This window comes from Candidatus Enterococcus willemsii (genome assembly GCF_009933335.1).
Classification (GTDB): Bacteria; Bacillota; Bacilli; order Lactobacillales; family Enterococcaceae; genus Enterococcus_F; species Enterococcus_F willemsii.
Map to the genome: position 1 here is coordinate 24,367 of NZ_MAEL01000057.1, position 13,630 is coordinate 37,996.

13 protein-coding genes and 1 pseudogene are annotated in these 13,630 nt (G+C 36.2%); 12 read left to right on the top strand and 2 right to left on the bottom strand.

The features are described from left to right. The first annotated feature begins 5 nt into the window (after nucleotides 1–5). The 11 genes and pseudogenes from BAU17_RS12850 (at nucleotide 6) to BAU17_RS12900 (ending at nucleotide 10,241) form a co-directional block, all read left to right on the top strand. Complete coding sequence (locus tag BAU17_RS12850; protein ID WP_161903229.1) at nucleotides 6–1,517, top strand: SpaH/EbpB family LPXTG-anchored major pilin; 1,512 nt, start codon at nucleotides 6–8, stop codon at nucleotides 1,515–1,517. A gap of 77 nt (nucleotides 1,518–1,594) precedes the next feature. Then, complete coding sequence (locus BAU17_RS12855; RefSeq protein WP_161903230.1) at nucleotides 1,595–2,779, top strand: class C sortase; 1,185 nt, start codon at nucleotides 1,595–1,597, stop codon at nucleotides 2,777–2,779. 22 nt (nucleotides 2,780–2,801) lie between these two features. Then, nucleotides 2,802–3,602: pseudogene (locus BAU17_RS12860) on the top strand (class C sortase). A gap of 101 nt (nucleotides 3,603–3,703) precedes the next feature. Next, entirely contained in the window at nucleotides 3,704–4,408 is a 705-nt protein-coding gene (locus tag BAU17_RS12870) for a lantibiotic protection ABC transporter ATP-binding subunit (RefSeq protein ID WP_161903233.1), read from the top strand. Continuing rightward, a complete protein-coding gene (locus BAU17_RS12875; protein WP_161903234.1) occupies nucleotides 4,398–5,150 on the top strand; it encodes a lantibiotic immunity ABC transporter MutE/EpiE family permease subunit in 753 nt (250 codons plus the stop codon). Before BAU17_RS12870 ends, BAU17_RS12875 begins: the two co-directional genes overlap by 11 nt. Further along, nucleotides 5,143–5,892 (top strand): ABC-2 family transporter permease, encoded by a 750-nt coding sequence (locus BAU17_RS12880; RefSeq protein ID WP_161903235.1) that lies wholly within the window; start codon nucleotides 5,143–5,145, stop codon nucleotides 5,890–5,892. The genes BAU17_RS12875 and BAU17_RS12880 overlap by 8 nt, the downstream gene beginning before the upstream one ends. 2 nt (nucleotides 5,893–5,894) lie before the next feature. Next, complete coding sequence (locus BAU17_RS14245; protein ID WP_231474974.1) at nucleotides 5,895–6,152, top strand: response regulator; 258 nt, start codon at nucleotides 5,895–5,897, stop codon at nucleotides 6,150–6,152. A gap of 127 nt (nucleotides 6,153–6,279) precedes the next feature. Then, a complete protein-coding gene (locus tag BAU17_RS14250) occupies nucleotides 6,280–6,483 on the top strand; it encodes a winged helix-turn-helix domain-containing protein (RefSeq protein WP_231474975.1) in 204 nt (67 codons plus the stop codon). After that, nucleotides 6,453–7,787: a sensor histidine kinase gene (locus tag BAU17_RS12890; RefSeq protein WP_161903236.1), complete on the top strand. Its 1,335-nt coding sequence runs from the start codon at nucleotides 6,453–6,455 to the stop codon at nucleotides 7,785–7,787. Before BAU17_RS14250 ends, BAU17_RS12890 begins: the two co-directional genes overlap by 31 nt. Before the next feature lie 154 nt (nucleotides 7,788–7,941). Continuing rightward, the gene (locus BAU17_RS12895; RefSeq protein ID WP_161903237.1) at nucleotides 7,942–9,510 is read left to right on the top strand and encodes an alpha-glucoside-specific PTS transporter subunit IIBC; all 1,569 of its coding nucleotides are present in this window, start codon (nucleotides 7,942–7,944) and stop codon (nucleotides 9,508–9,510) included. An 11-nt stretch (nucleotides 9,511–9,521) separates the two neighbouring features. Next, nucleotides 9,522–10,241: a phosphatase gene (locus BAU17_RS12900; RefSeq protein WP_161903238.1), complete on the top strand. Its 720-nt coding sequence runs from the start codon at nucleotides 9,522–9,524 to the stop codon at nucleotides 10,239–10,241. Nucleotides 10,242–10,261: 20 nt separating this feature from the next. Here BAU17_RS12900 and BAU17_RS12905 read toward each other — a convergent pair whose 3' ends face one another. Next, nucleotides 10,262–11,029 carry a MurR/RpiR family transcriptional regulator gene (locus BAU17_RS12905; RefSeq protein WP_161903239.1) on the bottom strand — a complete coding sequence of 256 codons (768 nt, stop codon included), beginning with the start codon at nucleotides 11,027–11,029 and terminating at the stop codon, nucleotides 10,262–10,264. Nucleotides 11,030–11,113: 84 nt separating this feature from the next. Here BAU17_RS12905 and BAU17_RS12910 point away from each other — a divergent pair, with 84 nt between their 5' ends. Continuing rightward, a complete protein-coding gene (locus BAU17_RS12910) occupies nucleotides 11,114–11,860 on the top strand; it encodes an HAD family hydrolase (RefSeq protein ID WP_161903240.1) in 747 nt (248 codons plus the stop codon). Here BAU17_RS12910 and BAU17_RS12915 read toward each other — a convergent pair. Then, nucleotides 11,857–13,512, bottom strand: coding sequence for a hypothetical protein (locus BAU17_RS12915; protein ID WP_161903241.1), 1,656 nt, complete (start codon nucleotides 13,510–13,512; stop codon nucleotides 11,857–11,859). The two genes, BAU17_RS12910 and BAU17_RS12915, sit on opposite strands and share 4 nt — an antisense overlap. Nucleotides 13,513–13,630 lie beyond the last annotated feature (118 nt).

The following is a 13,630-nucleotide window of genomic DNA, read 5'->3' on the forward strand; positions in this document are numbered from 1 at the left end:
AAAAAATGCAGAAAAAAAGAATAATAGAAAAAGTGTTCGCAACGTTAGTATTGATTTTTGTCTTTTGCCAATTGACGGGGAGAAAAGAAGTTCATGCAGAGTCAGCCGATGTGACATTGCACAAAGTTTTCTATCAAGACATAAGTGAATTGACAGAAAAACAAAATACAGGTGAAATCGATCCTTCATTTTCTGGTAACCCTTTGCCGGGAGCAGAATTTACAGCCTATGATGTAACAGATAGATACCATGAATTAATTGCGAAAGCTTCTGGCACAATCGAAGAAAAGCAAAAAAAAGTAATGGCATTGATTCAACAAGAATTTACGCCATTAGCACCATCGAACGCCTCTCAAGTTGGTCAGTCTATTGTGACAGATAGCAACGGTTTAGCTTCATTTTCAAATTTGTTGTTAAATGAAGGGGAGAAAGACAAGGTCTATGTTTTTGTTGAAACGAAAACACCTGCACATGTCTCAATCACACAAAAATCGGCACCTTTGGTTGTAGCAATGCCCATTTATACGGCAAGTGGTTCCTTAAATCAAGATATTCATTTATATCCTAAAAATGTATCTATGACGGATAAAAAGTTTTTTGATAACAAGAATCAACAATGGGATGCGACTATCAACGGTGAACAATTTGTAAATATCACAACAGGTGATTTGTTAGATTTCGAATTACAATTGACTATTCCAAGTGATATTGATCGACATGATTATCGCTTCGTTGATAATCCGAGTAAAGGTCTTGTTTATGAGCCAGAAACACTAGCAATTGAAGGTTTGACGAGTCAAGATTATACAATCACACCACAAGGAAATGGTTTTGTCGTTGTGCTAAATACTCAGTCTGAAGCTGTTAAACAACTTGCAGGTAAAACAATGCGTGTCACGTATAAAATGCGTTTAACATCAGAAGTCATTCCTGATCAGCTAGAAGAAAACAAAGCACATGTTGAAATTGATGGTCAAGCCCATCCAGAAATGGTGACGAAAGAAAAGCCAACCGACCCAGAAAATCCTGACACACCAGAAGTAAAATTTGGTACAGGTGGTAAAAAATTCAAGAAAATTGACGCGCACACTTCTGAAGCGCTAGCTGGCGCTGAATTTGTTGTGAAGAACCAAGCTGGACAATTCGCTCGTTTTGCCGAATCTAAAAATTCCAAAGGAGAATATGTATTTGTGAATTGGGTTGAGGAAGCAGATGCGACGAAGTTAGTTTCAGATGAAGACGGTCTGATAAAAATTATCGGAATGACTAATGGTGAGTATTTATTAAAAGAAACCAAAGCACCATCAGACAAATATGTGACTCTAAAAGAAGAAATTGCCTTTACAATCCAGTTTGGTGAGTACAATACACAGGCATTAGAAATTAAAAATACGCCAAAAGGATTACTACCATCAACTGGTGGCAAGGGAATTTATGGATTCCTAGCAGTCGGTGCAATGATGATGTTAGCTGCATATATCTGGTTTAAAAAATCAAAAGTACAAGCACACATATAATAAAATGAAATGAGACTGTGATATAAGAGGAGCAATTTCTTATATTACAGCCTCGTTTTCTAATTTGAGGTGAATCAATGGCGCAACAGCAAAAAAACGAACGAATGAATGTATGTCTGAAACTGTTGATGGCGGTCCTTTTTTTAACAGGTGCTGCTATTTTTAGTTATCCGTTTGTAGCGGACACGATAAATAATTATTATGATCAAAAAATTCTTGAGAAGCTCCATCGAGAACAACAATCAACACACCAGAAAGAAAACCAACAGCGCTTGCAACAAATGAGTGAAGAAAATATGCGTTTGGTAAACCAACTAGAGCCAAGTATTCCAGATTTTAGTCTGTTAGAAAGTGTACTCGAATCAGCCTTGCAACAAACAAGCAATCCTGGAAAAAGCTATTTTGAAAATCGTACGTTAGGAGCACTCTATATCCCAAAAATAACTGTTAGTTTACCCATTTTTTCAGAGACGAATGCTACTTTATTGGATCATGGAGTAACCGTCTTACAAGGAACTTCTTTTCCTATTGGAGGCAAAAACACGCATGCAGTCCTCACTGGACATAGTGGTTTACCGACTAAAAAGCTATTAACAGATTTAGAAAAACTTGAAGTAGGCGATCTTTTTTATTTAGATATTGTCACAGAAAAATTAGCGTATCAAGTCATACAGTTAAAGACTGTTTTGCCCACAGAATTAGAGGATTTAGCGATTCAAGAAGAGAAAGATTTGGTGACATTGGTTACCTGTACCCCATATATGGTCAATACGCATCGTTTATTAGTTACCGCGCAACGCGTGCCTTACAAAGAAGAGATGGCGCAAGAAAAGCAACAAACACGAACCTATCATTACCGTCGTTTCCGTGTGATGTTGATTTGTATTCCCCTATTTTTCGGGACAGTTTTTTATTGGATGTGGCGTAAATTAGTTTATTATCAATGCGGCAAATATACGTATGATTTTGTGTTCACTGTTTTAGGAGCCGATACTATCGGCCATACGCTTGGAATCGCTCGTTGCAACAATCCAAAGAAAATTTTGCAGACAACAACAATTCAAGCCGATGGGCAAGTAACTTTTAAGCAATTGCGTGGGGGAAAGTATTTTGTCAAAAAATTAGAAGCAACAGCGGATTTCCCGGTCATTAAAGGTTATGTGTTTAGAGTCAAGGACTCGCAATTTCGCTTACGGAAAGGTCGTTATATCAGTCGCCAAAAGCAAAAATACATCGTTGATTGGAGAGGAAAAAGTGAATAAGCCGTTACTTTCTAAAATTAGTATGATTACAATATTTTTAATTGGCTGGTTAATTATGACGTATCCGTTCTATGTTAATGCGGTGAACTTCTTTATTGATTCTTACCGCTCCAGTCAATATGAAAAAGAACTACAAGCTAAATATGAGCAGGAATTGGCAAAATGGGAAGCAAAAAATCAGCAAATTGCTCAACAAGGATTGCATCCAGGAAGCGATCCTTTTGAAGAAAATTCTTCAAATAAAGCAGAACAAAAGATGCTCAAACATCACTATCTAGGTAAAATAAACATCCCAAAACTAGCTTTAGAAATTCCCTTATTTGATTCGACAACGCCTTATTTATTGGAGCAAGGAGCGACCGTTTTAGATGGGACTTCTGTGCCAATTGGTGGGGAAAATACTCATTCCGTGATTACAGCTCATCGTGGGTTGCCACAGCGAGAACTTTTTACGAACTTACCAAAACTAGTTGAACAGGATATATTTCTGATTGAAATAGCGGGAAGCACACAAGCGTATCAAGTGATAGATAGTCAAATTGTGACACCAGAGGATACGTCGGTATTGTCAATTTAAGCTCAACAAGAATTGGTTACCCTAGTTACTTGTACGCCTTATATGATTAATACGCATCGTTTACTAGTTACTGGCAAACGCGTGCCTTATACAGAAGAAATTGCCAACAAACAAAAAGAACGAGATAAGATGCGTTGGCTGAAACAGATTGGTATTGCACTCGGTATTATTCTTTCACTGTTTTTAACTATACGTAAAATGTATGGTGTTGTGAAGCGGCATCGAAAAGTGCATGAATCAAAATAGATGGAAATCGTATGCTTTTTTAAGAGCGTACGGTTTTTTTGATGCTCTAGTTATCTTTTAGTTATTTTTGTTGTGTAAATTTATTTGTGAGGAGGGATTATATGAATATTATTGAAGTAAAAAATCTGTCAAAAGCATTTAAACAGCATGTTGCTTTGAGCGATGTGACAATATCGGTCAAAGAAGGAGAAATCTATGGGTTGATTGGTCCGAATGGTGCAGGAAAGTCAACACTATTAAAATTAATTACTGGTGTTTTACAAGCAGATTCCGGACAAATTTTCTATCGTGGGCAGAGCATTCAATCATCCCATATGCAAGAAATCGGGGCAATTATTGAACATCCAGCGATTTATCCTAATCTAACAGCTAGAGAAAATCTCGAAGTGATGACGACTTTATTACACTTGGATAAAAAAAGAATTGGGGAAACGCTACAAACTGTCGATTTACAAAGAACAGGAAAGAAAATTGTTAAACACTTCTCTTTGGGGATGAAGCAACGTTTAGGCATAGCGATGGCATTAATTATTCACCCAAAAGTTCTAATTTTAGACGAACCAACCAATGGACTGGATCCAATTGGTATTCAAGAGTTGCGTGAATTGTTGCGCTTATTAGCTAGTCAAGGGGTGACAATTATTTTGTCTAGTCATATTTTGAGTGAAGTTCAACAAGTAGCAGACACTATTGGCATGATTAATCAAGGGCATGTCAGTTACCAAGGACCAAATAATCAAAAAGCAGAAGATTTGGAACAACTTTTCCTTGAAATCGTAAAAAAGGAGCGAACCGATGTTAACTGAATTAAAAGCAGAATGGTTAAAAGAAAAACGTGCAGCGAATCGAAAATTATTGTTTCTAATGCCGGCTATTTTTATTATCTTTAGTTTTTTAATGACTCGTTTAATGGGGAATAGTCCTGTTGGAAAAAGTTATCTATTAGCAGGTGGCTTTAATTGGTACCCAATCTTCTTATTACCGATTTTTTTATCTTTGTTAGTGATGAATAGTTCGAATAAGGAGAAAGCTTATCATCGACAACTGTATCGTATTTTAGGAATCGATAATCGCAAGCTGATTTTAGCTAAGCATTGTCTCGTGTTATTGGAGTTAGCAACAATTCTTATTTTATCAAGCGTCTTATTGGTTCTTGTCGGTCTATTTATTATTGGAGACCCTATTTCTATTGGTGCAGTTAGCTTAGCAACGGCCTGTTTATTTTTTGGTAGTCTGCCCATAGTTGGAGTAAGCTTTATACTTTGTCGTTATGTCCACCGTTCGATTGTTTTAGCTCTTAATTTTCTGTTAAGTCTGGGAGCCGCTCTTTTTGCTCCAGAAACCATTTGGTGGGCATATCCTTGGGCATATAATTTACGAATGATGGCACCTGTATTAGGGATTCATCCCAATGGGACATATTTAGTTGCAGGCAGTCCGTTGTTTGATCAACGGGTAATTATACTAGGAATTGGCTTGTCTATAGGTATCTATTTGCTGACGCTTATTATTCAAATGCTTCTTGAGAGGAGTGGGCACGATGCTTAATTTAGTTTATGGTCATTGGCTCAAAACAAAACGTACACCGATTCGTTGGCTAAGTATCGTGTTACCGATTGTTTATGCGAGTGTCTTATTTGGTTATTTTGAAGTTGTGCATCCAGGTTCCTTTGTCATTCAAGAGCAAATACATGGTTTGTTTTTATTTTTTTCAATTGCGATGATGTTTTGTTTAAGTTTTTATATTCCGATGATTTACGGATTAGAAAAGGAAGCTGGTAATTTTGGTGAGTTAAGAATAGGTGTGTCAAGAAATATATTATGGATTAGTCATTTATTGTTTATTTGGTTGTTGGTTATATCTATTACACTTTTGATGACTACTTGTTTTATAGGTTTCCATCTACTTATTCAGACGAATTTGTCTAATTTATTTATTAGGCATTTTATGCTAATTCCTGTTATTTGTAGCTTACCTTTAATTATCCTCTATCAATGTTTATCTTTACTTAGTAGTTATGTTGGGGCCATTTTAGTTGGGAGCATTCTGACTTTATCAGGGATTTTGTTGGGGACGACTGATTTGGGGAATGCAATTTGGTATTATTTACCTTGGGTTTGGCCGATAAAACTGACTCATCGTTACGTATTTCAATTAGCAAGTACTCCTTTAATGGCTAAAGAATATGCTATGCTACTAGGACTAACAGTGGTATTGGGAATCTGTCTGCTAGCAGGAGTGCTTTTCTGGTATAATCGTTGGGAAGGAACATCAAGTTTGGAGGAGTAGAGATGAATATCTTGGTAATAGATGATGATTGTGATTTATTGAAATTGATTCGACAATCATTACAAACGACTTATCAAGTGTCTGTAGAATCAGATGTTACGATGGTTAATAAGGAGCAGTTACAAAAAGCGGATTTAATCATTCTAGATGTGATGATGCCCAAGATGAATGGATTTGAATTTTTGAGAAAATATCGAGAAATCATTGATGCGCCAGTTATTTTTTTAACTGCCACGTGTTGGGGCGCACTTACGTCGTGAACACCGAGAGAAGCATCAACGATTATTTGATGGGGTTATTTCTTGCGATTTAATCAAACAGCAATTTTATGTAGATGATGAAGAAATCGGATTGACGCATTCGGAATTTGAGTTATGTTCTTTCCTTATGCGTCATCGTGGGCAATCCTTTTCGAAAGAAGACATTTATGTTGCTGTCTATGGTTATGATGCACAAGGAGACAGTCAAACAACTATCACCGAACGGGTAAAAAAAATTAGAGCGAAATTTGCTCGCACAAATCAAAATCCGATTCAAACAATTTGGGATGTTGGATATAAATGGCAAAGCAAAGATCATTACGGCGATTAATACAAAACTATTCGTTACTAGAATTATTCTTCACGATAATTGTTATTAGTAGTGCGCTACTGGGCGTTAAGTTTTTAATGGCCGCTGGGTGGTTATATCCTGCAAATTTTGCAGAGAAACAACTGGACACTGTAGAAAAGCAAATAGGAAAAGCTGAGTGGACAATTGAACAACTTCCTTACTATTATAATGCACAAGTCATTGAAGATGGAAAAATAACACAGACTATTCCTAAAAAGTACAATGAATTAATTGCAGATGCTAAAAAAGATGGGAGCAGTCATACGAATCGTTTATTTGGACAAATTATTTTTATTGCAGTCAGTAATGATTATCGGGAGGTTGTATTGAGCTATCAATTAACAGCATTCCCTTCATCAGAAAAATGGTTTGAACGACTACCAAATGTGGAAATACTTTATCCGTTAGGTGTTTTTCTTATATGGATTATTGGTTTTTTGGGACTGATTTATCGTTGTACCAAAAAATTACAGTTAGAACTAGCGAAAATTAATCGAACAAATGAAAAAATCAGAGAGATGAATTTAAGCTATGACAAGGAATACAGTGCATATAAAGAAATTCAACAATTACTGGATTCGCTCGATAGTATGAACCGAGAATTACATGGTACATTGGAAGAGTTATGGCAATCACAGGATCAACAAAAACAATTGATTCAAGACGTTACACACGATGTACGAACGCCAATTACCTTAATTAAAGGGAATTTAGAACTTTTAGAAGAAGAGTTGGATGCTCGATATGATGATCGCCTCAACGACGTGCAACGTGGTGTGGAACGATTGGAGCAATTTATTATGGAGTTAAAAGAATCAGCCAATGAAGTTATCAAACAACCGATTCGGCCAAATCTAATTGATGATTGGATACAATTTGCCCAGAACTTGGTTACACCTACCCATCAACTAGTCGTCGTTCAAAAAGAAGAAAGTTCTCTACAAGTAAATCAGCAAGCCATTACCAGAGTACTACAAAATATTTTGATGAATAGCATCGAGCACACAAAAGTAGGAACGACGATTACTTTATCATTTGAAGACTATTCGGATTACTATAAAATAGAAGTCACCGATCAAGGAGGTTTCAGTTCAGAAGCGTTGGAACAAGCAACTCAACGTTTTTATACGACCAAAAAAAATACCGCGAACCATGGATTAGGATTAGCTATTGTTACAGAAATTTTAGAAAGAAATAACGGACAATTGTGTTTAGACAATCATTTACAAGGTGCTGTTGTGACGATTATTTTATGGAAAAACACATATACTGCTTCAGACTGAAGTGGTATATGTGTTTTTTATTTCCGGAATTTTTTCCACTTAACTGAAATTTATATATGAATCCGGCATTCATACCTATTTGGAAACGCTATATTGATAAAACAGAAGTCACTCTCATATAATGACACTATCAGTTATTGAAGGGGAGAATGAAATGAAAGAAAAAATTCAAAAATTTGGTGGGGCAATGTTTACACCTGTCATGCTATTATCATTTTCGGGTATTATCTTAGCAATTACCATTATTTTCAAAAATCCAATTATTATGGGCTCGATTGCTGAAAGTGACACACTTTGGTATAAATTATGGGATATTGTTAGTGCGGGAATGTGGACGGTATTTAACAATTTAGAGTTACTCTTTGTTATTGCGTTACCAATTGGTCTAGCAAAAAAATCAGCTGCTAGAATCAGTATGGAATCTTTTGTGGTATACACGGCGTTTAACTACTTTATTGGTGCTATTTTAAATTATTTCGGTAGTTTCTTTGGTGTTGATTACACAATGGACGCAGTGACTGGTTCAGGGATGAAAATGATTGGTGGTATTAAAACATTGGATACAGGAATTGTCGGTGCCATTGTTATTGCGCTATTAGTGGTTTACATTCATGATCGCTTTATTGATAAGAAGGTTCCTGATTGGTTGGGAATGTTTAATGGGTCTTCGTTAGTTGTCTGCTTAGGAATGATGGCGGCGCTAGTTATCGCTGTTGGTTTTTGTTTTGTTTGGCCGTTATTCCAACGAGGAATGGGTTATACGCAAACTTTCTTTGTTGATAGTGGTGCGTTTGGTATTTGGTGTTATTCCTTATTAGAACGTCTATTATTACCAACGGGCTTACATCATTTATTAACGCAACCGTTTAGTTATGGTCCAGTAATTGTTGATGGGGGAATTACAACCTATTGGTTAGATCATTTGGTTGAATTTAGTCAATCGAAACAACCGTTAGCTGAATTATTCCCAGGTGCTGGCTTCAAATTATATGGACATAACAAAATTTTTGGCGCACCTGGGGTAGCTGCTGCACTATATTTTACTGCCAAACCTGAGAATAAGAAAAAAATTGCTGCCTTGGTTATTCCAGCAGCGTTATCGGCAGTTGTTGGTGGGATTACTGAACCATTGGAGTTCACCTTCTTATTTATTTCACCAATGTTGTATGGCGTATATGCTATTTTATGTGCCTCTCTATCAACAGCCGTTTATTTAATTGGTATTCGTGGAGATTTCACTAGTGGAATCATCACTTGGTTGGCTAAAAACTGGATTCCATTATGGCATAACCACCACAACGAGTACTTAAAACAGATTGCGGTCGGACTAATCTTTACGGTGATTTTCTTTGTTGTCTTTTATGTCTTGATTACGAAATTTAACATTCAAACACCTGGTCGCCAACTGGTTGGTGAAACAAAATTATATACGAAAAAAGACTATAAACAGATGAAAGCAGAAGGAGCCAATGCTGGTTCAAATGAATTTGCTATCAAAGCACAAGCCTTTCTAGAAGGGTTAGGTGGGAAAGAAAACATTGAGAGTGTCACCAATTGTGCGACGCGACTAAGAACGACGATTCATAATCCTGAAAAAACTGCACCCGATGCATTTTTTACAGAAAATGGTGCAATTGGTGTTGTCAGAAAAAATAATAGTGTTCAGGTTATCGTTGGCATCAGTGTTCCTCAAGTTCGCGATGAATTTGAAAAATTGTTATAGGAGGAAATCAGATGTTACAAGCAAAAATAGACACACATACTCACACAATTGCTTCGATTCATGCATATAGCACGCTTTTAGAAAATATTTATGCGGCCAAAGAAAAGAAGCTGACTGGATTGGCTGTTACGGATCATGCACCGGGCTTAGGGCCTGGTGAGACCTTTAATAAATCGTATTTTGGTAATATGAGAAAAGCGATTCCTGAATTCGTTCATGGTATCAGAATATTGAAAGGAGTAGAGGCAAATGTGATTGACCATGAAGGAAATCTAGATTTACCAACATCTACTTTTGAAAAATTAGATATTGTCATTGCATCATGTCATGAGAAAGTAGTTAAACCTGCATCATCAATAGAACATGATAGAATTTGGGAAAATATTGCAAAAAATCCATGGGTTGATATCATTGGTCACTGTGGAAATGGAAATTATCCCTTTACACACGATAAAATTATTAAGTTATTTAAGGAATATGACAAAATTGTGGAGATTAATTCGTCTTCTTTTCCTTATCGAAAAAATGCCCGTCAAAATTGCCGGGAGATTGCTTTGTTATGTAAAAAATATGGTGTGAAGGTGAGTGTTAGTTCAGATGCGCACTTTGTGACAGATATTGGGAATTTTACTGAGTCATTAACAATGTTGGAAGAAATTGATTTCCCGCAGGAATTAATTGTCAATCGTGAGTTAGAAACACTACTAGCTAGTTTACCGAAGTGTCAATAAAAAGGGGCATTTGCCCCTTTTTATTTCTTTTTCGTAGAAGAATTCAAATAATTTTTAACGATAATATCTAGTAGGACGCAAAGCGCGCTATAGGAAACATATGGTGTTTCAGGGGCTAGTGGATTAGGAATGGGTGTCGATTTTAAATACAGATTAATGGATGATAAGCTAGCCAAAGAATTTGTTGAAAATTGCGTAATAGAAATGACATAGACACCACGTTCTTTTAAATGAATCAGTTCATTGATAATATTGTCTACTTGTCCACTCATTGAAACGATAAATAGCACATCATTTTTTTGCATAATCTCACTATTTAATCGTAGCTCCACACTAGAGGGGAGCGAAGTCATGACTCGTCTGCTTGAGATAAAGCCACGTTTAAAGTCCTCTAAAATCGTCTTTTGGCCATAACCTGTGCCATAAGTATAAATATGATTGGCTTGATCCAGCAAATGTCCAATTTCACTTAGGACTTTGGTATCTAACAAACGAAGCGTTTCGGCGATATCTTGTTGGGTTGTTTCGATAATTGATTGTGTACTTTGTTGTGTGATATGCGAATCAAGTTCAGCTTTCAATTGGTACTTAAACTCACTGTAACCAGAATAAGCTAATTTTTTACACAATCTCATCACAAAGGATTTTGAAACTAAGCATTTTTTTGCAAAATCATCAATGGTTAAATCGTTGAATTCTTGTTTATTTGAAAGAATGGTATGCAACGTTTCCCGTTCATTTGCATTTAACGATTGAAAATAGTAATTCATTCGTTCGACGATTGACATAATTACATTCACCTCTTCAAAAGATACTATAACGTAAATAGAGGCTGAAAGAAAGATTTTATATAGTAGAAAGGAAACAGTTAGATGAAATTTTTATTCTGTGATTTTGATGGTACCTTGTACCGCAACAGTCGTATCTCTAAGGAGGATATTCAAGCTATTATTCAATGGCAACAAGCAGGGAACCAATTTGTGTTTGCTACCGGTAGAGACATTCGTTCGCTAGAAGAAAAACTAAGTAATTATCCTCAAATCAAACCTAATTATGTGATAGGCAACAATGGTGCAACCATCGGAATGACATCTTATAACAAATTAAATAAAGAAAACATCACCAATTTATTAAAAGCGATGAACGACCAAAAGCCGGTGATTGAACATATCAAATTAAGTATGGCAATTGGAAGGCAAGGCCTAGAATTAATAAAAATTTTTAGTGTAGCAGAAGCGCTAACTGTTCTCAATATGAATGATGCTGAATTATATCAAATGGCCATTCAGTTCCCGACATCAGAAGCAGCACAAGTCTTTGTTTCATCCTACGCAGTTAAATATCCACAATGTGCTTTTCTACAAAATATCCAAACTGTCGATATCGTATCGCAACATACAAATAAAGCCACAGCAATAGCTTATTTATCAGATGAATTAGCCATTGCCTCGGAACATGTCTACACAATAGGAGATGGCTTAAACGATCAAAACATGCTGCAGCAATACACGAGTGCTACCTTTCCTTGGGTAGCTGAATCTTTGAAACAAAGTGCTACGTATCAAGTGCATTCGGTAGCAGAATGGATTAATCACATCCAATCTGCTACGAGTCTTTAAAAAAACTTTTTGTAAATCAAGTAAGCAAAACTTAGAAAGAAGCTGCAGATAACACATAAAAAGACCATATTCAATTGCTCAGTAGCAGGAAAGTCGACGAGTAGAATATTTTCGCCTTTTTTTGAAGGAATGCTAGGAACACCAATTGGGCTTAATTGATCGTTCGTTAGCGATAACTTTTTACCATTTAGCTGCAATTCAGTACCTGTATAAACAATAACTGGTGGTTGAACATTTTCTGTTGAGTCGGCATTCCAACGAACCACTAATTGCTTTTCTGTGACATCGGTTGTGAACCCAGTTGCTTCAATGACTGCTTGTCGATACATATCATAAGGATTTTCCATTGTTGAATGGTAACGTGGTAGATAGTCGGGTGTTGATTTATTCAGTAGTGTTAACAATTCTGAAAGATCCTCCGAATGGCTGGCTTGTTGAAGTTCGCTGAAGTTTGTACCTGTAAAGCGATCGTGTTTCCCTAGGAAATCAAGTCCAATCATTCCTTGTTGGAATAGTAAGACACTCATCACTAAGATAGTTTGCCCGATACTTACAACGAATACCCATCGTTTCCGTGTCGTCGTTAAAAAGTCTTTTTCGTGAGAATGTAAGCCTAGAAAAAGTAGAAACAAAACCGTAAATGGGATAAAAAAACGAAATGGGAATTGGAGTAATTCTACCCAACGAAAGGATTGTTCCGATAAAAACTTCCAAGGAACTAGATTAGTTGAACAGACAAGAAAGAAGAGTGCTGTATATCCGGTATATCGCTGAAAATCTGTCATCGTACGTTTAAAAAACTTTTTCCTACTTGCAAAGAGGGCAAAGGTTAACGGTAACGGTGTAAGTAACCAATAGATACTTTTAGCTGTGACGGTACTTAAGTACATGGAACGATTAATGAAAGGCGCAATTAATTCATTTTGACTATAGAGAATCCAAAGACTGATAGAAACATTTAGCGTTAATAGCAGAAAGATACCGATGCTTAACAATAGTTCGCTTAAGAGTTTTTTCTTACGTGGACTTTTTAGCCAAACGGGTACGAAATAACCAGCATAAATGATGACTAATAATAGACTTGAAAATAAATGTGTTTGTACCATTATTGCAATGCTTACACCAACAGCTATCGGAGAGAGTTTTTCTTGGTCAACCAATTTTTTTAAGGGAATCAGGCATGCAGGCATCAGAGCAGCACCCCAACTGCTAAACCCTTGACGTGTGACAAAGTATTGAATAGCAAATGTTGTGACAAAAAAGAAGCTTAAAAAATAACGTGTTTCTCTTTTGACATGACGAACGTTCAATAAAGCATTCATAGAAAAAATAGCTAAAAGATATAAACTGATAGTTGAGACTAGTTGATAGATAAACCAGTTGCCACTAATCAATACTAAAAAACCATGAAAATAAGCCATCATAGGGCCATACAAAGCATTCACAATGCGCCCGGAATGTTGAAAGCCATACATGGATAAAAAATATTGAAAATTATGTTCTTTTATTTGCATGGCGGTATCATAAAAGCGATTAAAATGAAATAAAATATCGGAACCAAAGAGAATGTGTTGCGATATAAGTTGGGGGAGGAAGAGAATGCCAATCCCTGTAAGTAATAAAAATAAGTATTTTCCTGTAGTACGTGTCAAACCATCACCTCCCAGATAACTTAGCAAGACGAGCCGAAAGATTCTAGCAATAAATGGTAACAAGCTTGATAAATCAACATGTTATCCTTTGTTGCGCGAGAAAAATTAACAATAACTT

Coding starts and splice junctions, on each gene's coding strand:
- BAU17_RS12870 (WP_161903233.1), top strand. CDS start 3,704: ATGAATATTATTGAAGTAAAAAATCTGTCAAAAGCATTTAAACAGCAT.
- BAU17_RS14250 (WP_231474975.1), top strand. CDS start 6,280: ATGCGTCATCGTGGGCAATCCTTTTCGAAAGAAGACATTTATGTTGCT.
- BAU17_RS14245 (WP_231474974.1), top strand. CDS start 5,895: ATGAATATCTTGGTAATAGATGATGATTGTGATTTATTGAAATTGATT.
- BAU17_RS12900 (WP_161903238.1), top strand. CDS start 9,522: ATGTTACAAGCAAAAATAGACACACATACTCACACAATTGCTTCGATT.
- BAU17_RS12875 (WP_161903234.1), top strand. CDS start 4,398: ATGTTAACTGAATTAAAAGCAGAATGGTTAAAAGAAAAACGTGCAGCG.
- BAU17_RS12910 (WP_161903240.1), top strand. CDS start 11,114: ATGAAATTTTTATTCTGTGATTTTGATGGTACCTTGTACCGCAACAGT.
- BAU17_RS12895 (WP_161903237.1), top strand. CDS start 7,942: ATGAAAGAAAAAATTCAAAAATTTGGTGGGGCAATGTTTACACCTGTC.
- BAU17_RS12855 (WP_161903230.1), top strand. CDS start 1,595: ATGGCGCAACAGCAAAAAAACGAACGAATGAATGTATGTCTGAAACTG.
- BAU17_RS12850 (WP_161903229.1), top strand. CDS start 6: ATGCAGAAAAAAAGAATAATAGAAAAAGTGTTCGCAACGTTAGTATTG.
- BAU17_RS12880 (WP_161903235.1), top strand. CDS start 5,143: ATGCTTAATTTAGTTTATGGTCATTGGCTCAAAACAAAACGTACACCG.
- BAU17_RS12905 (WP_161903239.1), bottom strand. CDS start 11,029: ATGTCAATCGTCGAACGAATGAATTACTATTTTCAATCGTTAAATGCA.
- BAU17_RS12890 (WP_161903236.1), top strand. CDS start 6,453: ATGGCAAAGCAAAGATCATTACGGCGATTAATACAAAACTATTCGTTA.